Here is a 19,357-nt window from a genome sequence, read left to right as displayed (position 1 = left end):
TATAAGCTGCATCGGAGGGCAATTTTGGAAGGAAGGCCCAATGGAACGCCATGGAGATGAAATTTTAGTCACGGAAAAAGAAGCCAGCAACAAAACCCGGCCCCAAGGGGTCCGATGGGTTCTTGCTGTGTCATTACTCGCTGCGCTGATCGCAATGTCTTTTGTCTGGATCATACCGGCGCTGTCATGATTCTCTGACGGGGTGGCTTGGTTCATTGACCATGATCAATTCATCCTCCTCTGTTCCGCCATATGATTACCGAGCGATTGAACAGGAGAGCGAAGATGACCAATCCCCCCAAGCCAGCTGAGACCAAAGAACGTAAAGGCCATTGCCTCTGCGGAGCGGTCCAGATTACTGCACATCAGGCCAGCACAGAGGTCGGCGCTTGCCATTGTCACATGTGCCGGCGTTGGGGTGGTGGTCCGGCCTTTGAGCTTGATTGCGGCACCGATGTAACCATCATGGGCGAAGACAATATCGCCGTTTATAATTCCTCGGAATGGGCGGAGCGGGGCTTTTGCAAAGCCTGCGGCACCAATTTGTATTACCGGTTGAAAGAACCCGGTCAGTATTTGATCGCCAGCGCAATCTTCGACGATGAAGATGGCCTCAACTTCACAACGCAGGTCTATATTGACGACAAACCCGACTATTATAGCCTGGCCGAGCAAACCAACAATCTGACCGGCGCAGAGGTGGAAGCGCTATATGCGTCACAAGCGAAATAGTCGGCCAAGGCGCAATTTCGGAACAATATAAGCTAACGTATCGCCACCGGATTGATCACCATTTGCACTGCGCCCTTAAAGCGTGGTTGACCCAGCACGAACATGAATTCGGTCGCTCCGTCTTTAGCAAGCTCCGCCGTGTTGATGCTCTCCAAGATGTGCACACCATGTTTAGCGAGCAAAGTCTGATGCACGATAAAGGGTTTCGTCGGATCCTCGAATGGAATCGCCTCCAGTGCCGCAGTGTCCGCGCCCACCATCACGACATCCAGTGACGCCAGATATTCCGCTCCTTGGACCCCAAGTCCCGGCTGCTGCGCAATATAACCCTGCGGATCGCTGCTGCTCTTGGTCATCCAGCCGGTGTGGAACAGCACCACATCTCCTTTGCCGATCGTCACGCCCGCTGCCTTCGCCGCTGCGTCAATCTCTGCGCGGTTAAACGCGGTGCCGGGATCGAGCACCGCCTTGCCATAATATTTCGTCATATCGAGCAGCACGCCGCGTGTCGCAGTCGGCAGGATTGTCTCCGTGCCATATTTCGTGACACCGGCAGGCGAATAAAAATCGCTCCCCTTCACGCCGTTATAATATTTGTGGTCGATGCCGAGATGCGCAAAACCATCAATCTGCGTCCCGATGCCAACCCAGCTATGAATGATATCATCATGCGCGGTGACCTTGTTCGCGCCCATCGACCCGCCCTGCCCGTCATTGGTCTGCAGCACTGTGGCGCTGTAAGAGCGTGGCGGATAGGCCGGGGTTGTCGGCCCGGTTACCACGCCCAAAGCATAGGTCTTGCCAGTCTTTACTAGCTTGGCCGCGTTGACAGTCCCCTCTGGCGACAGGTTGTTCATCGCGCCCTTGGTGTCTTCCGCACCATATTTGCTGGGATACCAGTCTTTATCAGAGTCCTGCGCTACAGCGGGCACCGCAAGGGCCGCCCCGATCAACAAAGTAACCATCATACGCATCATTTTTTCCCCTTTTTACTACTCGTACCATCTAGGTCAGCTGTGCGCCAACCACGACATTTGCTCGGCAAGAAATTCTACAGTTTATGCGCAAAATGGGGGTGAAATTCGGTTGAGTGGAGCATTGGTGACGGTGAACCGTTTCGCCGGTGTCACGGGCGAACAAGTTGATTGGGGAGTGTCATGAGCGGATTGTAACAGAGCGGACTATATGTAGGAAAGCGGATTGGAGTATTGACCTTGATCGTCCTGAATTTATTTTGAGATCCCGTCCGCGCATTGATGTCCGCAACATCTCGAAAGTGAACATTCACAATCTCATCAATCGCTATTGGATTGGAATCGACTGATGACCAATCCATTCTTCCTTTCTGATCAAATACCGTAGCGTTTTTTGATATAGGCGAGCACGGCGGCACGGCGATTGTCTCTGATCTCAAAGCGACCAGCGCGCACGGCCTGAGCAACTTCAGGCGCTGTTTCACGATTGAGCTTGTTATGATAATCACAGCTTCTGCAGGTAATGTACCGGCGCACTTGCGCGCGCCCCTGAACGAGCAGACGATCCTCATTTGAGATGAGGCTGTTGGTGCCTCGTTTGACTTTCGTGCCCCAATCATTTCCAGCGGTACCACGGCCAGTGGAGCCCGAAGCAAAAGCAGCTGTAGAACTGACAACCAACGCTAACAATGTGGCAGAAACCAATGCTCTCTTCATCGACCTATATCTCTCTCCATAAGAACAAAACTGTGCTTTCTCACGCTCGCGACCATTCCTAACAATTATTCAATATCGGAAATTTGGCATCGGTGGAAGAACAATGTGATCGACGGTCCGCTGCACTGGTTTATTACCGCCATTATACTGAAATGCCCTTGCTCTGCGAGAAATTCTGCCTGTCAAAAATGACATCCATTCGTCACCAACGTCCCTTTTTTTGCGTTTATAGCAGACGTTGGATTTGAAAACGCACCTACAAAACCATCGCTGCTCAAAATTTGAAAGCGGCCTCTACAAATATCTGGCGACCACGGTTCAACGTGACGATTTGGTCATCGCCGGGTCCGACAAACGGGGCTGGTCCCGCAGTGTTGATGAATATCTCGTCCGTCAGGTTGTTGCCGATAACAGACAGGGTCCATTTTCCATCCGGATCACCCACGGAAAGCGCAGCGTCCAGCGTCACATAGTCATCCTGTACCAGATTGTTGAGCGCGCCATTGGCATTGCGAACGGCATCATTGAAGGTCTGCAATGTGCTGTTCGCGGTGATATAGGAGCCGCTATAAGCCGCGTTGGCGCTGAGCCCGAATTGCAGGGCATCGCCCACGGGCACCTTCAGATCCATTGCAATATTTCCGGAGAATTTTGGAGCCCTTGCCGGTCTGCGCCCGTTCAGGTCATCGCCGCTGGTCGGCACCAGAAAAGTATCGGTAAACTCTGCATCCAGCCAGGATACCGCACCGGAAAAGCGCAGTCCGTCAACCGGTGTTGCCCAAGCCCACTCGACATCCACGCCCAATGTGGTCAGTTCGCCCGCATTGGTCGTATCGAAATTGAAAATGGCAACGTCGAAATTCTGAACCTGAAGATCATCAAAAACATAGTAATAGGCCGTCGCATTCAGAGTCACAGTACGATCTGCAAATTGCGACTTCACCCCGAGCTCACCTCCGATCGATGTTTCGGAATTGAACCGCAAGGCATCCCCAGACGCCTCGACAACAGCGGGATCGGGACTATTGAGACCGGGAACGATCGCCCCCGTTGGCAGAATATTATTGTCAACGCCGCCGGATTTGAATCCGGTTTTAAACGCGGCATAAATATTCACATCGTCGCTGGCTTTGTAGCGCAACACCACTTCTGGTGAGATATTGCTATCGTCAAACCGCACCGGTCCGGCAAAAAAACCGGAGCCCACCGCACCAAATGCTGTTGTGATGAAACTGTGCACATAGGGAAAGGCGACTGTCGTCTTCTTTTGTTCGTCGGTCCAACGGACACCGCCGGACAGCTGCCATTGATCATCAAAATCAAAAGTGGCACTGCCAAATAGCGACAGCGCCTCAGACTTGATCGGCCGATCAGCAAACCAGTCAAATGTGAAGCCGGTGACTGGATCCGGTCCCAGGACGAGAGATGGATTGAAAGCATTTTGCGAGGTACTCAGACCGATATCCCGGCTTTCCCAGAATGCACCAATCATGAAGTTGAACGGACCAGCATAGTCGCTGGTCAGGCGCAGTTCCTGGGTATATTGCTGCAATGTATTTCGAAATGGCGCCACGAGACCAGCCGCGCTGCCATCAGGCAATTGTCCGGTGGAATTGAACGAGTCATTATACTCGTTCTCCATGTCGATATAGCCCGTGACCGACGATAGCGTGAGATTTTCTCCCAGTCCGACATCAAAGCTCAATCGCGCGAAGAACAGGTCCGTGTCATTGAACGCTTGGCTGATGTCATCGCGATCCGCACCAACAGTTCCGGTTGGTACAACGTTGATCGCTGCATTGCCGTCCGGTGTCGGGAAGCGATTATCTCCGATATTACAATTATGGGTAGGAGCGAACGAAACCCCAAAAACACCCAATACCGAAGGATCCGGCAACCCGTCCCCGCCGCAGAATATGTCAGAAAACTGGAGCAGTGATTCACCACGCTGGCGGTTGTAATTCAGTTTGAGGTTAGCGTTGAAATTGTCCGTAGGTTCCCAATCGAGAGTCAGCCTTCCAATGAAGTTCGTCAATCCCTTATCCCGATCCAATGCCGGAACATTGCTCTGCAATTCGACATATTTATCAATGTCCTGATATTCTGCAGCCAGCCTGATCCCCAGAGTGTCGGAAACCGGACCGGAAATATATCCACCGACCGTGTAGCCACTCTCCTCAAATTCATAGGAAGCCTTGCCACCAAACTCCCAATCCGGTGTCGGGTCAGCGGAGCGTAGAGAGAACACACCGGCCGATGCGGCCTTCCCGAAATAGAGAGATTGCGGCCCTTTCAGCACCTCGATTTGAGCGACATCGAAAAACGCCGATTGCAGCAGACGCTGGGTACTCACCGAAACCCCATCAATATTGAGCGCGACGGCAGAATCAAAAGCATTTGAAATATTGCTGGAACCAACGCCGCGCAGTGAAATCTGTGCACCCGCCCCTGAACCACCGATCTGGACATTAAGGGCCGGAACGCGGCTGAGAATATCTGCTGCCTCGTCAATGCGATATCCTTCAAGAGTATCGCCGCCAATGACGGAAACAGCCACGGGGACTTCCTGTAGCGATTCTTCCTGCTTTCGCGCGGTCACTACAATGATGTTTCCATCATCGGAGACCGATTCAGATTGGGCAAATGCCGGAGTGGTAGACACCCAGCTAGTGGCCATTGCCACCGAACAGAACAATGTCGATTTGATGAATTTTGATACAGGATTTGAATCGTTTTGTAGCGGCAAGTTGTTCATAGCAATCCTCCCAGAGCACAGGCAGGCGGTCACCATGAAACGGCTTTTTTTGAATATTGTCCCTGCCTCTAAACTCGCCTTCATAATGGGTGGCATTCGACAATTTGCTACTGCTTAAAGGACTAGTACGGGGCGGAATTGCACGCATTTCTAGGCTTTTTCGCACTAGCTCTTTTGACAGGACAAACTGCAAATCATCACAGCTTCCCGCCATGCTAAGTGTCCCACGTGCATTTCTAGGGTCACAGAATTACATTGTTTAATGTCTAGTATCGGCCATAGCCAAGCTTCCGCCAACTGGCAGATCTTGTTTCGATTGCCGTGTTTCAAAGACACCTGATATAAAGCCGTGGAAAGTAGATTTTAAAGCGGATGCGCCTCCCCGTTCCAGCGTTTGAATTCGCCGGTTTCTTCCAAAGTCCATGCGTCTGCAACGGCGCGGACGCCTTGGGCGCTTTCCTCTGGTGTTATGTCGGCTCCGGGGCCGCCCATATCGGTTTGGACATAGCCGGGGTGAATAAGGCCAACGATGATTTCACGGTCTTTCAAATCAATGGCCACGGATCTCATCATGCGGTTGAGACCGGCTTTCGCAGCGCCATAGGCATAGAACCCGCCATAGGGCCACCAGGAAGCGGCCAGCTGACTGGAAAAATTCATAACTTTGGACCCAGCGTCCATTTTCGGAAGCAAAGCCTGCAGGACGCGCAGCGGCGCCATCAACAGGATGTTCAAAACGTCATTCCAGGCGGTCCAGTCGGATTCCTCAAGCTCGGGCGCAAAGGGTCCGACATTACCGGCCACATTATACAAAATGTCGATCTTGTCATTGACCTGGGCAGCGGCTTGTTTGACCGAAGCATCGACACCGACATCCATCATGATGGGTATGATCCGCCCGTCATGCTTAGCGGCAATATCGTTTAGCGTTTTGGCCGCATCGGGATCGCGCAAAAAGGCGTAAACCTTATCGCCCTGCCCGGCGTGCTGGCGCGTCAATTCTAATCCAATGCCTCGCCCTGCCCCGGTAATTGCAACTACAGCCATCTCGCCACCCTCCTGTTATGTTTCGCTGGATGGTAGCCATAGCAAGCCGTGGCAAATACTGATGATTGTGCCAGTGCCGGCCTGATCCGAGCAAGCGGCAGTCGATGGTCATCACCAGATCTACCAACCACAGATGATCGCAAATCCGGCGTCGCAAGCGTTCAAGCTTGTCGGGTCTCACTTGATACAGGGACGAATTTAAGGCAATATTGGCGCACGTTTCCATGAGGAGGGAATGTCATGAGCACAGCCAAGCAAGCTCTGGTCGCGCCCGCGACGGTCGCAAATGATCTCACAATAAGTGACCTGCGAACCGCGCTGGTGAACGGTTGGAATGATTTCAAAGCCTATCCTTTATTCGGACTCTTTTTCGGAGCCATTTATGTGGCGGCCGGATTGTTTCTCTACTTTGCCCTTTTCGAAAGAGGGGAAATTGCATGGTTGGTCCCGCTCGCGGCAGGCTTCCCTCTGCTCGCCCCTTTTGTCGCCGTTGGTCTCTATGAAGTAAGCCGCCGCCGGGAAGCTGGCATGCCGATGAGCTGGCGCGCTGTTCTCGGCGCGCTGAGGGGCCGGGGTGATGAACAGATATTGAGCATGGGTGTTATCCTCTTCGTAGCGTTCGCATTCTGGCTGATGATTGCGCATGGTATTTTTGCGATTTTCCTGGCGGAATCCGGGATCGGATCGGAATCTCTGGAACTGTTTCGAACAACGGCGGGTATTGCGATGCTGGTGGTCGGCACGGCTGTCGGCGCCCTTATTGCGCTGGCTTTTTATGCCATTACGGTCATTAGCCTGCCGATGTTGGTCGATCGCGAAGTAGATTTTATCACGGCCATTATCGTCAGCCTGGCCACGGTGCGATCCAACAAATCTGTCATGCTGATCTGGGCTGCCATGATCGCAGTCGTTCTGTTTGTCGCTATGCTCCCCCTATTTTTGGGATTGCTCGTCATTTTACCGGTGCTTGGGCATGCGACCTGGCATCTCTATCGCCGATCCGTTGGTGATGCCGGTGCCTAGGCTAGAATTACCCAGATAAACTCGGATTACTCAGCAGTCTTCGGCTTGTAGCCAAAAGCTTCTTCTGCCAACTTCACCAGCTCCGGATCTGCATCCGGCAGCTCTTTCGGCAATGCCGCCTCCAGCGTTTCGGCAACATAAGTCATGGCTGCAATTCGCGCTGCTTTTTTATCATTGCCATCAATCACTTTCCAGGGCGCCCAACGCGTATCGGTCTGTTTGAACATGTCTTCCATGGCTTCCAGATAATCATCCCGTTTGGCGCGATTACGGAAATCGTCCTTGGTGATCTTCCACCTTTTGTCCGGCGTGTTCAGCCGATCGGCAAAGCGTTGATCCTGCGCATCTTGGGTCACGTGAAAAAACAGTTTTACTAGGTTGGTGCCACCGTCAATTTGCTGCGCTTCAAATTCGTTGATTTCGTCATAGCCGCGCTTCCAATCGGCTTTGCTACAATAACCTTCCACACGTTCAACCAAGACCCGGCCATACCAGCTGCGGTCAAAAACGGCGATTTCGCGGCTGCCAGGCAAACGTTTCCAAAAGCGCCAAAGAAAATGCCGGTCTTTTTCTTCACGGGTTGGTGCGCCAATTGGGTAGACCTCAAAATAGCGCGGATCCCATTCGGCTGTCATGCGGCGGATACAACCACCCTTGCCCGCTGCATCCCAGCCTTCAAACACCAGAATTGTGCGGTTTCCGTGAATGATATGCTCGAAATGAACATGGGCCAGGCGCTCCTGAATTTCTTTTAGTGCATCGGAATAGTCACCATCAAATTTCTTGCCATCTTCATAGTCGGACAGCTTGATATGTTTGCTCATGCTTTGCCTCAAAATTCCCTGGACCTGCTTTGGCAGACCACAAGGCATACTATAGGACGCAAAAAAGAACGAATCGGTTAACCCTGTTCCTTCAATCTGTCTTCTTGGCTGAAGCAGGTTCACTCTCTTCTGCCAGGCTGGCAAAGCGAATATCCCAGTCATCCCGTGCACGTTGGCGATCCTCCACACGACGGATTCCCTGTCTGATCTCTGTTTTGCTACCGGCGAGTAGTTCAGCTTCACCGTAGAGTGCTAGAGCCTTTTCCAGTGCCCCCTCTTTCTCCGCACACAGTGCACGATTATAGGCAATGGAGCGATGCAGCGCACTGTTTGCTGACGCTTCGTCCCACATCCTGCAAGCTTCCTGCTCATCCGTTTTGGTCATTTTGACCGCCGCCTTGAAAAGGCTTGCCGTGGCCTTGTCCATACCCTTGCGGCTTTCAAACACACGGATATTCTGGCGCCGCTCAATTGGAGCCAAATCCCGGCGCACGGAATTGGCTGCGCGACTGATCATTCCGCGAATAATCTCTTCACTGTTTGAATAGCTCTCCTTGCGACCACAGACTGTTTGTTCAGCACCGTCCGATTTTCGCTCAGCATAAACAGTTTGGCCGTCGCTGAACCGGGATAGGCGAATTTGCGCCTGAAAATCGATGACGCGCTTCAGACAAGGCACTTCAATATTTTTTCGTTTTTCACATTTACCTTTGTCATCGCGCTTGATGCAGCGTTCCCGATATCCGCGTGTTTCATATTCTTCGATACCGGCTGTGGCCGTTCCCGATAGCGTCGCCTCCGGTTCAATTGCTGAGCGTCCAGCCATAATTTTAAAATAGGGCGCAGCGTCAATTTCAAGATCACTCAGCCGGTCCTCTATGGCAAAAGCCAAAGCGGTGCCGTCTCTACCGCCGAAGCGATCAATAGCGATGGATTTAATGGAGGCGACATCTGGCGCTCTCGCGGGATAAAGGCCATCAACGCGCAATGTTTCCGCTTGTGCCGCCGCGGCCAGACACAGCGTCGACACACCTATTGAAACCATTTTACCGATAGACAGAATTCGCACCATATTGCCCCTCTAAGTCGTTCATCCCGAGGACTTATCCCAGTGGAGGTGAACGGACAATTACGAGATTGTTCATTTAAACATAGTTTTAGATGAACAAATGATTAGATGCCATTGGCGGGGACAATATGACTGGCAATCCGCTTCGGATCCTGCATCGGCATGAAATGTGAAAGCTCCGGCATGTAAACTTCCTGTGCATTGGGATAGATATCCACCAGCTTCGGCCAGGTTGGACTGTTTGCGAAATCCCTCGCCGCTGTGACGTCATCATCCGCCGACAGCGCTCGCAATATGGTAACGGGCAAAATATTCCGCTTCACCATCGGATAGGGATCAACAGAGCGAAAGCCCTCATAAACCGATGCTTCAAGATAGGGCGGACAGGCCAAAACATAGCCGTCTCCAACGTCGGCAGGTAGCAAGCCATATTGGCAATAGTCGATCAATACATCTGGCCGCCAAAGACTGAACGGATGGCGATCCTTGAAGGCTGCGAACATGGCTTCGGGAGATGCCCAGCTATTGCGACGCCGCGAAACCGGGTTTTGATCAGGATCAATATCTGCCAAAGCTGGAGGGTTTTCATAGGCATCTGGCGCTGTGATCGTGGGATCAACCAGCACCAGCCGCTCAAACCGCTCCGGCATCACATCGGCAGTCTGCACGATCACATGGGCGCCCATGCTGTGCCCCACACCAACGATATTCTCGAGACCAAGCCCCGTAACAAGAGCGCGAACATCCCGGCCCATAAGGCTCCAGTCACTCAAACTATCCGGCTTATAGCTACGGCCATGGCCGCGCTGATCGACAGCGATCACATGATAACCGGATGGCAGGGCCGCAATTGTCTTGTCCCAGCACCGCGCATGAAAGCCAGTGGCATGGACCATTAAAATCGTCTGGTCGCCCGGATCACCCCACTCGAAATAGCAGAGGTCCGTTTCACCCTTTTGAAAACGATTTTCTGTTGGCTGCCCCGCTGCGTTCATCCCTCTTTCGGCGGCTCCACGACGCGGATGTGCAGTTCGCGCAATTGTTTAGGTGAAACGCCGCTTGGTGCGCTCATCATCAGATCTTCCGCTTTCTGGTTCATCGGGAAGAGCACGACTTCACGGATATTCGGCTCATCGGCCAGCAACATCACGATCCGGTCCACACCAGGAGCCGATCCACCATGCGGCGGCGCACCATATTTCAGCGCGTTTATCATGCCGGAAAATTCCGTGTCGACCGCTTCCTTGTCATAGCCGGCAATTTCAAAGGCCTTGTACATGATATCGGGGCGATGGTTCCGGATAGCACCGGACGACAGCTCAATCCCGTTACAGACAATATCATATTGCCAAGCAAGGATTTCGAGCGGGTCTTTATTTTCGAGCGCTTCCATTTCGCCCTGCGGCATGGAAAACGGGTTGTGCGAGAAATCAAGTTTCTTCAATTCCTCGTCATATTCATACATGGGATAATCAACGACCCAGCAGAATTTAAACTCATTCTCGTTGATCAGGCCCAATTGTTCTGCCGCACGGGTGCGCGCAACACCAGCCAGTTTCGCCGCTTCGGCCTCCTTGCCAGCAGCAAAGAATACACCATCGTCCGGACCACAGCCCAGATCAGCCAGCAATTTTGCCGTACCTTCTTCGCCATGGTTTTTGGCAATCGGCCCGCCGGCGGAACCTTCTTTCATGTTGATATAACCAAGCCCTGCAAAGCCTTCGCCGCGTGCCCAGTTGTTCATGTCATCAAAAAACTTACGGCTGTTCTTACCCGCTTCCGGCGCCACGAAGGCGCGCACAGTGCCGCCGGATGCAGTGATCTTGTCAAATAGACCAAAGCCGGAACCTTTGAAATGATCCGATACGTCCTGAATAATGATCGGATTTCTGAGGTCAGGCTTGTCCGATCCATATTTCAGCATCGCTTCCTTATAAGGAATGCGCGGAAATTCGCCGGCGGCCGTCACACTTTTGCCATTGGCAAATTCTTCAAACACACCGGCCAGAACGGGTTCCAACGCCTGGAACACATCTTCCTGCGTCACGAAACTCATCTCAAGATCGAGCTGGTAAAACTCACCGGGCGAGCGATCGGCCCGCGCATCTTCATCGCGGAAACAAGGTGCAATCTGGAAATAGCGGTCAAAGCCAGCCACCATCAGCATCTGTTTGAACATTTGTGGTGCCTGGGGCAGTGCATAAAATTTGCCGGGATGGACGCGGCTCGGCACCAGATAGTCACGCGCACCTTCGGGTGAGGACGCGGTCAGGATCGGTGTTTGAAATTCGGTAAAGCCCTGCTCAGTCATTCGATTACGCAAAGAGGCAATCACCTTGGACCGCAACATCATGTTGGCGTGTACTTTTTCACGGCGCAAGTCCAGGAAACGGTAACGCAGACGGATATCTTCAGGATATTCCTGTTCACCAAAGACCGGCATCGGCAATTCATCCGCTGGTCCTTGCATCTCGACGGCTTCGGCCACCAGCTCAACTTCGCCGGTTGGCAGATTGGGATTAACGGTCTCTTCCGACCGTGCCGAAACCTTGCCGGTGACGGTAATAACCGATTCTTTGCGTGCTGAGTCCAACAGCTTGAACGCATCGCTGCCTTCTTCGCTAACAATCTGGGTCAGACCAAAGTGATCGCGCAAGTCTACAAACAGCAAATTGCCATGATCGCGAACGTTATGAACCCAGCCAGAAAGGCGGACTTCTTCGCCTACGTTGGCGGCGCGAAGCTGTGAACAATTATGGGAGCGATATGCGTGCATGATGAACCTTTGATATTTGGATTGTTTCCCGGGTGGAAACTTATGGGGCGTAACACAGGCCAAAGCCACTTTTGTCAAGCAAGAAGGTATATTGGAAGGCCATAAATAGCCTGTAGCAAAAGACAGACCGCAATAATTGATAATAGACAATCTCTATCGGACTCTATCGGAAATGTTTGCGAGCCTTGTTTCAGCCTGTATAGAACCCTCCATGAAAATTCATCCGTTACTGACTGACAATCAGGAAATTGCCGATATTTGTGAACGCTTTTCGACCGCCGAATTTGTCGCCGTCGATACAGAATTTATGCGGGAAAATACATATTGGCCGATATTGTGCCTGATCCAGATTTCCGATGGCAAAGAAGCAGCAGCCATTGATCCGCTTGCAAAAGACATTGATTTGAAACCATTGCTAGACCTGCTTGTCGACAATGAAGACGTCCTGAAAATCTTCCATGCTGGCGGTCAGGATGTAGAGATTATCTACAATATGACGGGCAAAACACCGCATCCGATCTTTGACACCCAGGTTGCAGCCATGGCTTTGGGCCCCAGCGAACAGATCGGCTATGCCAATCTGGTCGACAGTTGGCTTGGCGTCACGCTTGATAAGGGTGCGCGTTTTACCGATTGGTCGCGGCGTCCGTTGAACGACCGACAGATTAAATATGCCATTGGTGATGTCACCCATTTATCCGAGATTTTTCCGATGATGCTGGAAAAGCTGATCGAAACCGGCCGCGGCATGTGGATCAACGCGGAGATGGAGAAGCTTGCCGATCCTGAAAACTATGTGAATGATCCGCAAAATGCATGGCGGCGTGTTAAGTTTCAGGGCCGCAATCTCGAAGCACTGGGCCGTCTAAAGGCTCTTGCCGCTTGGCGAGAGAAGGAAGCCCAGTCGAAAGACATGCCGCGCGGCCGGATCATGCGCGACGAAACACTGGCCGATATTGCCGCTCACCCGCCGAAGGACCAGCATAAATTATCCCAGGTCCGCGGTCTGTCATCAGGATGGAAGAACAATGAAATTGGCGAGCGGCTGATGACAACATTGGCCAATGCGGAGCCGCTGACAAAAGGCGAACTGCCTGAACGTAATGGTCGCCGTCCAAAATTTAGCAAGGAAAATGCGCTGGTTGCGGACCTTTTGAAGCTGTTGCTCAAAATCCGGTCAGCGGAAATGAACGTTGCATCAAAATTGCTGGCGCGCGCCGATGATCTCGAGCGCATAGTTGGCGGCGAACGCGATGGCGTCGCGCTGCTCGAAGGCTGGCGCTATGAAGAATTTGGACGAGATGCGATCGACCTGATAGAAGGACGTATGAGCTTCACGGTCAAAGACGGGAAGCTGCAAATGACCCATCAACCAGAAACTGACAGCGAAGCCGCCGAATGAAAAACCGATATGTTCTTGTAGCGATATGTTGCACCGCATTAGCCGCTTGCTCGACCAATGGATCGGAACCCGAGATTCCGGAACGCGGCATAACGCCCGGTTTCGTGTGCAAAGCGGATGGCCTCACCATATATGTCGGGCAGCGCGCCAATGCCCAAACAGGTGCCAGTGCGCTGAAAAAATCCGGTGCAAAAACCCTACGCTGGATCGCACCACGTAGCGCTGTGTCTATGGATTTCCGGCAGGACCGCCTCAATATAGAATATGATGACGCGATGGTGATCACGCGCATCAATTGCGGCTAACCAGCCTATTCCGTCACCAATACTGGCTCGAGATCAAGCATATGAGCCAGCTGCACATGCCTTTTGGCGACCGCATCCCCATAAAGATCGCGAAGATCCGCAGCCATTATGATTTCCAGTCGGCCATCAATTTTGCGAAGCTGTGTTTGTTCTAATGGATTGCGCGTTCCGCCACTGAGCCGCTGTCCGAGCCGCATTGCCAGCCCCCAGCAAATGGCGCGCTGTGTCGCCTCGCTGCTTGCCAACTTCCCACCACCAGGGAAAATATTATTACCGCCGCCGAAACTCGTAAACAGCGTTTGACCCAGCAATTCTCTTTCTGCGCCGGTAATCCCGACCCAGTTGCCATGCAACCCCATGACAAGCCCGCGCTCCGCTCGAAAATTGGGATTGGCGCGCCACGCGACATCGCCCAAATTACAAGCGGCTTGCCGGATGCGTTGCCATTCTGATGGGTCCTCCGCAAAAATAGGAGCGATCCATTTGCCGAGCAACTTGCTGTTTGCGGGAAAGCGCGCTTGCGCAGCGCCCGACTCTTCGGTCGCAAGCAATAGCGGATCACGCTTGCTCTCTGGCTTGCTCACATTCTGGTACAACAGACCTTCTCGCACGCCATAGGCAGATACAATCATCGTGCTGCTGCCGAGATAACGGATGATGAAGGACAGCAACCATGCTGCATCATCCAATGTCGGTATCCGAGATGTCGAGAGGCCCGGTACAGCTCTCAGTTTTGCCTTATTCATCCGGGCCAGCTGGCGGACCAATCTCCGAGCCCGTTCGGGTTTCATTTCATAGTGATGAATGACCGGAAGCGGGTAACCGCTATCAAACATGTCCAGCCGCGCCAACGAGCGCCAAGACCCACCGACCAAATAAAAGGGCAGATCCTGCGCATTTTTATCCCAACCGGTTTTTTTCAGCATCTTGCGAACCTGGCGTTTCAGCTTGTCTTTGCCCTTCGCGCGTAAATCAGCCACCCGCAGAACACCCAGTGGAAAGCTATAACGCTCCAGCACTTTGCCCTTTTCGATCATCGCGAGTTCAAGGCTGCCACCGCCCAGATCTCCGACAATGCCCCTTGCGCCCGGCATGGCAGAAATAACGCCGAGGCCGGCCAATTCCGCCTCTTCCTCACCGCGCAGGACTTTGGTATCAAAACCGATATTGCTGGCCGCTTTGATCAAATCCTTGCCATTGCTGGCATCACGAACGGCAGCCGTGGCAAAGCATTTTATCGAATCAACATCCATCTGAATGCAAAGCCGATAGAACCGTTCAAGCGCCTGCACTGCCAGCGCCATGGAATCGTCGCCAATTGCTCCGGTCGCAGCAAGATTTTTGCCCAGACCAGCCATGACTTTTTCGTTGAACAATATCGCAGGCACACGGGCCGGCCCTTGATAGACAACCAAGCGGATAGAGTTGGAACCAATATCAACAATCGCTGTTCGGCGGTTGACCCGCGGTTTCTTTCTACTCCTGGTTATTTGCAATCCCCCGACCTGCATATAGCAATCGCGATCAGGCTTTTTTCTTGCGGCGGCGAAGCGACAATCGCGGCACCGCGTTGCTCTTGCTCAGCGCCTTGCCACGTCCGGATAGGGACGGATTGGTCATGAAATAGCGGTGAAGGTTGAAGGATTTTTCCGAAGGTTCCACTCTGGTGTAGCTGCCATCTGCATTGAGTTCCCAACTCTGCTCGTCATCAATAAGATTGGCGACCATGACCTGGTCCAAAATTTGATCATGAACGGTCGCATTGAGAATTGGGATCATATATTCGACACGCCGGTCAAGATTACGTGGCATCCAGTCGGCGGAACTTATGTAAAGTGCTGCATCGTCATTTGGCAAATCTGCTCCATTGCCAAAGGCCCATATCCGGCTGTGCTCCAGGAAACGGCCAATCACCGATTTGACACGTATATGATCGGACATGCCCGGAACGCCGGGGCGCAAACAACAAATGCCGCGAATAACCAGGTCGATCTCAACCCCGGCATTGCTGGCAGCATAAAGCTTTTCAATCAGTGCAGGATCGACGAGCGAATTCATCTTTGCCCAGATCATCCCGGGCTTGCCAGCCCTGACACTGGCAATTTCTCTATCGATCAAGTCCATAAGATCGTTCCGCATATAGCGCGGCGACATGGATATCATTTCCAGCTGTTCCGGCTCGACATAACCGGTGATATAATTGAACAGCTGCGCCGCATCGCGCGCCGCCTTGGGATCAGCCGTAAAGAAGCTCAAATCCGTATAGATTTTTGCCGTTATGGGGTGATAATTGCCTGTGCCAAAGTGGCAATAGGTGCGGTAACCTTCCTGCTCTTTGCGCACCACCATGGAAATCTTGGCATGCGTTTTCCATTCTATAAATCCGTAGACAACCTGCACACCGGCACGCTCAAGCGCACTGGCCCAAAGCAAGTTCTGCTCTTCGTCAAACCTGGCTTTCAGCTCGACAACAGCGGTAACGGATTTCCCCGCCTCTGCGGCATCGATCAGCGCCCGGATTACGGCAGACTGCTTGCCCGCACGGTATAAGGTTTGCTTGATCGCCACCACATCGGGATCTGCAGCCGCCTGCCGCAGAAATTCGATCACGACTTCAAACGACTCATAAGGGTGATGAACCAGAATATCCTTGTCCCGGATCGCCGCAAAACAATCACCACCATGATCGCGAATACGTTCTGGAAAACGGGGACTATAGGGCGTGAATTTCAAATCCGGTCGATCCTCATCAACCAATAAGTCGAGATCACTGATGCCAACCAATCCGTTGATGCGGCTTTCCGTAGCACCCTCGGTCAGTAAATTTTCCCGCAGCATCGCCACCACAGGCTCTGACAAATCCGAACTCATTTCGAGGCGAATAACATCGCCCCGCCGCCGCCGTTTGATTGCGCTGCGAAAATAGCGGACAAGATCTTCGGCCTCTTCCTCAACCTCGATATCACTATCTCGAATGATCCGGAAAAGGCCGCTATTCGTAACGTCATAGCCCGGGAAAATCTGCGCAGAATAGCATTGAATGACAGATTCGACCGAGACATAAGTTGCTGTCTTTCCAGGCATGCGGATGAATCGCGGTAGACCGGATGGGATCATGACCAATTCGCGAATGCGCTGACTATCAGACTGACGAACCAGATCGAATACCAGGCTCAACCCCTTATTGGGGATGAATGGGAAAGGATGAGCCGGATCCAATGCTTGGGGGGTCAGCACAGGAAATATTTGATCGATAAAATGCTGCTTCAGCCAAGCAGCATTTTTGGCGTCCAGTTCAGTGGCTGACAGCACGAATATATCTTGCTTAGCGAGCGCGCCAGATAGCTGATCCCATACTTTTTGCTGATTGGCGGTCAAAATATTGCTCTGTGCGGCGATGGCCTGCAATTGCTGACTCGCGGTCAGACCATCGGCGGATCGTTCCTCGATATCCTGACGAAATTGCCCCACCAGTCCGGCAAACCGAACCATGAAAAACTCGTCCAGATTGTTACCTGAGATGGACAGAAAACGGAGCCGCTCAAGCAAAGGATGCGAGTTGTTCTGTGCTTCATCAATCACCCGCTCGTTAAAGCCAAGCCAGCTGATTTCTCTGTTAAAATAGCGCTCTTGACCGGCATCCTCGCTAAAAACGCGGCCTTCATTTTCTATATCGGATTCTGGAGTCTGGGGGACGAGACTATCCATTTAACCTTCCTCAACATTTTGATCTGCTTCTGGTGCATTGCGATTCTTTTCAGCCAGTTGTTGATGCTGTGAAAGGGCTTCTATCGCAATGGACCGCGTGATCGGCTTCTTTTTCTCTATAGCAAGACTATCCATTAATTGCGCCAAAAGCTGAACATCCTGATAACTGCGTTCCATTCTTTTGCTTAGATAAGCCAGCGCATCTTCGGAAATCGAGAGACCGCGCAGGGAGAAATATTTTTGAAGCAGACCCTCAATCATGGCCTCATCCGGAACCCCAATTTCAATCAGCAACGATGCTGCCAAACGTGATTTGAGATCGGGAAGCTCTACCTGCCAGCTCGATACGTCCCGGGAAGAAGTCAGCAATAGCGGCAATTTATCCGCTTGTGACTGATTCCAAAGATGAAAAAGCGCATCATCAGCAGCGTCATGTGCGTTCGCAACAAATCGGCCGCCGCTGTAACTTGCAAATTTCTGGGCCATTGCCTTTTTGCCCGAACCGGGACCCCCAACCAATATGGCGGTTGCGTTTGGCCAGCTGCTCCAATTCTCCAATTGCTCGTGCACCTGCCGGTTGCAATCCGTCACGAGATAGCCATCACCCTTTGGGTTTGGCTCGATTTCCAGAGGAAGGGCGATCTGAGTCACTGATCTTGCTCATCACTCCCGGAATCGGCACTTGGCCCAGACGGTGCGCCACCACTCCGAGATATCCGCAGCGCCCCAGAGCCCTGCTGCACCTGCCAGCCTCTGGAGCGCAGTGCAGAAGCCAGAGCCGATAGATCGCCGGTATAGGATACCCGCATCACGGACACACCGCCCAATGCAAGGCTGGATGTAGCGGCCGATGACACCCCGGGTACGGAGCGAACAGACGATTCTCCGCGACTGACCGCACCAACATCCGGCGTATCAAACTGGACCGTGACTGTTATACTCGAGCTGGCTGCTGCAACAGCGTTGCTGTCGCTCCCGGCACTATCCGCGTCACTGCTCGCTACAGAATCGGAGGCACTTGTGCCGATTTCAGCCGCCAGTTCCGCTTCAATTTCTTTTTCCAGTGCTTCAATATCAAATCCATCGTCTTCAATAACTAATGACTTGTCAGTCCGCAGCACACCGCGCGACAATGCACTCGAGTAGATTTCATCCAAACGCACAATCGCTTGATCCATCATCGAGGGAATGCCGTCGCTTGAGGAGGCTTTCAACGAAAAACTCTCAATAAACTTGTTGTCCGGTCCGTAGCGTGCACTAAACCGCGCAGTTACCGGTCCGCCGGGATATTGATATTCCATCCGCACAATTGGAACGATGACATCTGCGGCACCGAATTGATCCAATATCATTCGCCACCATCTGCGATTATGACGCTCCGCCTGGCCTGCCGTCAGCATAAGAGATTCGCTGTCAGAGCCATAGGGACGGACATAGTCGATGGCACTATCGCCAGCACGGAATCGGGCCCAGGCCTTCTGCCATTCCGTCCTGTTCTCAAATACTTGAGGAGCTCCTTCGCTCCACATAATAGGCAAAACCAGCAGAGGCGGCGATCTCAGGCGTCGCCCGCCGACTCCCAAAATCTGTCCGGCACGTGCGCGATCAAACATTACGCCTAACCTCGCGATATAGCGGGTCGGGCCGATCTGCTCTTCCTCGACGATGATTGCGGAGACGATATTGTTCAATGCACCATCGGAAAGACCGGCAGTTTTACCCCCTTGCGTCCGAGCATAGAGCTGAATCCATGCTTTTCGTTGTGCCTCTTCCCAGCCTTTTTGACGGGCTTCAAACGCATTTTTGCCGCTTGTGTCTACTTCGACACCAAATACTTCGAAGTCACCGCTGCTTGCGAGCGGTGCGACACCGCGCTCGGTTCCTTCCAGCTGTGCGTAGACAAGACCGGCAGTCACCAGGCCAATCAACGCAAACAGGGCACCAAAACGGTATTTAAAACTGGTCAAAAATCTCATTTCCGCTCTTTTGACGATTATGACGTGGAAATCCACCCGCGACTTGTCT

Annotated in this window: 18 protein-coding genes; 6 read left to right on the top strand and 12 right to left on the bottom strand. The window is 52.5% G+C overall.

Features of this window, described 5'->3' with window-relative positions:
- Window positions 1-40 precede the first annotated feature (40 nt).
- Together BS29_RS06330 and BS29_RS06325 are read left to right on the top strand one after the other, a co-directional pair.
- A complete protein-coding gene (locus tag BS29_RS06330; protein WP_174209055.1) occupies window positions 41-190 on the top strand; it encodes a hypothetical protein in 150 nt (49 codons plus the stop codon).
- Window positions 191-285: 95 nt separating this feature from the next.
- The gene (locus tag BS29_RS06325) at window positions 286-732 is read left to right on the top strand and encodes a GFA family protein (RefSeq protein WP_229956365.1); all 447 of its coding nucleotides are present in this window, start codon (window positions 286-288) and stop codon (window positions 730-732) included.
- Window positions 733-764: 32 nt separating this feature from the next.
- On the opposite strand, the gene BS29_RS06320 is transcribed toward BS29_RS06325, so the two are convergent.
- The 3 genes from BS29_RS06320 to BS29_RS06310 all read right to left on the bottom strand — a co-directional run bounded on the left by BS29_RS06320 (window position 765) and on the right by BS29_RS06310 (window position 5,022).
- Window positions 765-1,709, bottom strand: coding sequence for a cyclase family protein (locus BS29_RS06320; protein WP_229956364.1), 945 nt, complete (start codon window positions 1,707-1,709; stop codon window positions 765-767).
- Between the two features lie 372 nt (window positions 1,710-2,081).
- A complete protein-coding gene (locus BS29_RS06315; RefSeq protein WP_229956363.1) occupies window positions 2,082-2,423 on the bottom strand; it encodes a hypothetical protein in 342 nt (113 codons plus the stop codon).
- Window positions 2,424-2,697: 274 nt separating this feature from the next.
- On the bottom strand, window positions 2,698-5,022 hold the full coding sequence (locus tag BS29_RS06310; RefSeq protein ID WP_229956362.1) for a TonB-dependent receptor: 2,325 nt from the start codon (window positions 5,020-5,022) through the stop codon (window positions 2,698-2,700).
- Between the two features lie 4 nt (window positions 5,023-5,026).
- Between BS29_RS06310 and BS29_RS06305 the strand changes: the two genes are divergently transcribed.
- Window positions 5,027-5,296, top strand: a complete 270-nt coding sequence (locus BS29_RS06305; RefSeq protein ID WP_229956361.1) for a hypothetical protein — start codon at window positions 5,027-5,029, stop codon at window positions 5,294-5,296.
- Window positions 5,297-5,541: 245 nt separating this feature from the next.
- On the opposite strand, the gene BS29_RS06300 is transcribed toward BS29_RS06305, so the two are convergent.
- Window positions 5,542-6,225 carry an SDR family NAD(P)-dependent oxidoreductase gene (locus BS29_RS06300; protein WP_229956360.1) on the bottom strand — a complete coding sequence of 228 codons (684 nt, stop codon included), beginning with the start codon at window positions 6,223-6,225 and terminating at the stop codon, window positions 5,542-5,544.
- A 240-nt stretch (window positions 6,226-6,465) separates the two neighbouring features.
- On the opposite strand from BS29_RS06300, the gene BS29_RS06295 reads away from it, so the two are divergent.
- Entirely contained in the window at window positions 6,466-7,248 is a 783-nt protein-coding gene (locus BS29_RS06295; protein WP_229956359.1) for a DUF2189 domain-containing protein, read from the top strand.
- A gap of 26 nt (window positions 7,249-7,274) precedes the next feature.
- Here BS29_RS06295 and BS29_RS06290 read toward each other — a convergent pair whose 3' ends face one another.
- The 4 genes from BS29_RS06290 to aspS form a co-directional block, all read right to left on the bottom strand.
- Window positions 7,275-8,072 carry a polyphosphate kinase 2 family protein gene (locus tag BS29_RS06290; RefSeq protein ID WP_229956358.1) on the bottom strand — a complete coding sequence of 266 codons (798 nt, stop codon included), beginning with the start codon at window positions 8,070-8,072 and terminating at the stop codon, window positions 7,275-7,277.
- Window positions 8,073-8,163: 91 nt separating this feature from the next.
- Window positions 8,164-9,144 (bottom strand): hypothetical protein, encoded by a 981-nt coding sequence (locus BS29_RS06285; RefSeq protein ID WP_229956357.1) that lies wholly within the window; start codon window positions 9,142-9,144, stop codon window positions 8,164-8,166.
- Window positions 9,145-9,245: 101 nt separating this feature from the next.
- Window positions 9,246-10,136, bottom strand: coding sequence for an alpha/beta fold hydrolase (locus BS29_RS06280; protein ID WP_229956356.1), 891 nt, complete (start codon window positions 10,134-10,136; stop codon window positions 9,246-9,248).
- The gene (aspS, locus tag BS29_RS06275) at window positions 10,133-11,917 is read right to left on the bottom strand and encodes an aspartate--tRNA ligase (protein WP_229956355.1); all 1,785 of its coding nucleotides are present in this window, start codon (window positions 11,915-11,917) and stop codon (window positions 10,133-10,135) included. The genes BS29_RS06280 and aspS overlap by 4 nt, the downstream gene beginning before the upstream one ends.
- A 211-nt stretch (window positions 11,918-12,128) precedes the next feature.
- Between aspS and rnd the strand changes: the two genes are divergently transcribed.
- Both rnd and BS29_RS06265 read left to right on the top strand, forming a co-directional pair.
- Window positions 12,129-13,319 (top strand): ribonuclease D, encoded by a 1,191-nt coding sequence (rnd, locus tag BS29_RS06270; protein ID WP_229956354.1) that lies wholly within the window; start codon window positions 12,129-12,131, stop codon window positions 13,317-13,319.
- Window positions 13,316-13,624 (top strand): I78 family peptidase inhibitor, encoded by a 309-nt coding sequence (locus BS29_RS06265; protein WP_229956353.1) that lies wholly within the window; start codon window positions 13,316-13,318, stop codon window positions 13,622-13,624. The genes rnd and BS29_RS06265 overlap by 4 nt, the downstream gene beginning before the upstream one ends.
- A 5-nt stretch (window positions 13,625-13,629) precedes the next feature.
- On the opposite strand, the gene BS29_RS06260 is transcribed toward BS29_RS06265, so the two are convergent.
- Genes BS29_RS06260 through BS29_RS06245 form a run of 4 tightly spaced genes read right to left on the bottom strand, consistent with a single transcriptional unit; the run spans window position 13,630 to window position 19,308 of the window.
- Window positions 13,630-15,120, bottom strand: coding sequence for a Ppx/GppA family phosphatase (locus BS29_RS06260; protein WP_229956352.1), 1,491 nt, complete (start codon window positions 15,118-15,120; stop codon window positions 13,630-13,632).
- A gap of 28 nt (window positions 15,121-15,148) precedes the next feature.
- Window positions 15,149-17,332: an RNA degradosome polyphosphate kinase gene (locus BS29_RS06255; RefSeq protein WP_229956351.1), complete on the bottom strand. Its 2,184-nt coding sequence runs from the start codon at window positions 17,330-17,332 to the stop codon at window positions 15,149-15,151.
- Window positions 17,333-17,983, bottom strand: a complete 651-nt coding sequence (locus BS29_RS06250; RefSeq protein WP_229956350.1) for a P-loop NTPase family protein — start codon at window positions 17,981-17,983, stop codon at window positions 17,333-17,335.
- The gene (locus BS29_RS06245) at window positions 17,980-19,308 is read right to left on the bottom strand and encodes a heavy-metal-associated domain-containing protein (RefSeq protein ID WP_229956349.1); all 1,329 of its coding nucleotides are present in this window, start codon (window positions 19,306-19,308) and stop codon (window positions 17,980-17,982) included. Before BS29_RS06245 ends, BS29_RS06250 begins: the two co-directional genes overlap by 4 nt.
- Window positions 19,309-19,357: the final 49 nt, after the last annotated feature.

The organism is Parasphingorhabdus litoris DSM 22379, from assembly GCF_020906275.1.
GTDB classification, from domain to species: domain Bacteria; phylum Pseudomonadota; class Alphaproteobacteria; order Sphingomonadales; family Sphingomonadaceae; genus Parasphingorhabdus; species Parasphingorhabdus litoris.
This window is presented reverse-complemented; position numbering and strand designations above follow the sequence as displayed.

Excerpts from the sequence above, each read along its gene's own strand:
- BS29_RS06330 (WP_174209055.1), top strand. The coding sequence starts at position 41 with ATGGAACGCCATGGAGATGAAATTTTAGTCACGGAAAAAGAAGCCAGC.
- BS29_RS06315 (WP_229956363.1), bottom strand. The coding sequence starts at position 2,423 with ATGAAGAGAGCATTGGTTTCTGCCACATTGTTAGCGTTGGTTGTCAGT.
- BS29_RS06290 (WP_229956358.1), bottom strand. The coding sequence starts at position 8,072 with ATGAGCAAACATATCAAGCTGTCCGACTATGAAGATGGCAAGAAATTT.
- rnd (WP_229956354.1), top strand. The coding sequence starts at position 12,129 with ATGAAAATTCATCCGTTACTGACTGACAATCAGGAAATTGCCGATATT.
- aspS (WP_229956355.1), bottom strand. The coding sequence starts at position 11,917 with ATGCACGCATATCGCTCCCATAATTGTTCACAGCTTCGCGCCGCCAAC.
- BS29_RS06280 (WP_229956356.1), bottom strand. The coding sequence starts at position 10,136 with ATGAACGCAGCGGGGCAGCCAACAGAAAATCGTTTTCAAAAGGGTGAA.
- BS29_RS06285 (WP_229956357.1), bottom strand. The coding sequence starts at position 9,144 with ATGGTGCGAATTCTGTCTATCGGTAAAATGGTTTCAATAGGTGTGTCG.
- BS29_RS06325 (WP_229956365.1), top strand. The coding sequence starts at position 286 with ATGACCAATCCCCCCAAGCCAGCTGAGACCAAAGAACGTAAAGGCCAT.
- BS29_RS06245 (WP_229956349.1), bottom strand. The coding sequence starts at position 19,308 with ATGAGATTTTTGACCAGTTTTAAATACCGTTTTGGTGCCCTGTTTGCG.
- BS29_RS06320 (WP_229956364.1), bottom strand. The coding sequence starts at position 1,709 with ATGATGCGTATGATGGTTACTTTGTTGATCGGGGCGGCCCTTGCGGTG.
- BS29_RS06305 (WP_229956361.1), top strand. The coding sequence starts at position 5,027 with ATGATGTTTCCATCATCGGAGACCGATTCAGATTGGGCAAATGCCGGA.
- BS29_RS06265 (WP_229956353.1), top strand. The coding sequence starts at position 13,316 with ATGAAAAACCGATATGTTCTTGTAGCGATATGTTGCACCGCATTAGCC.
- BS29_RS06300 (WP_229956360.1), bottom strand. The coding sequence starts at position 6,225 with ATGGCTGTAGTTGCAATTACCGGGGCAGGGCGAGGCATTGGATTAGAA.
- BS29_RS06295 (WP_229956359.1), top strand. The coding sequence starts at position 6,466 with ATGAGCACAGCCAAGCAAGCTCTGGTCGCGCCCGCGACGGTCGCAAAT.
- BS29_RS06255 (WP_229956351.1), bottom strand. The coding sequence starts at position 17,332 with ATGGATAGTCTCGTCCCCCAGACTCCAGAATCCGATATAGAAAATGAA.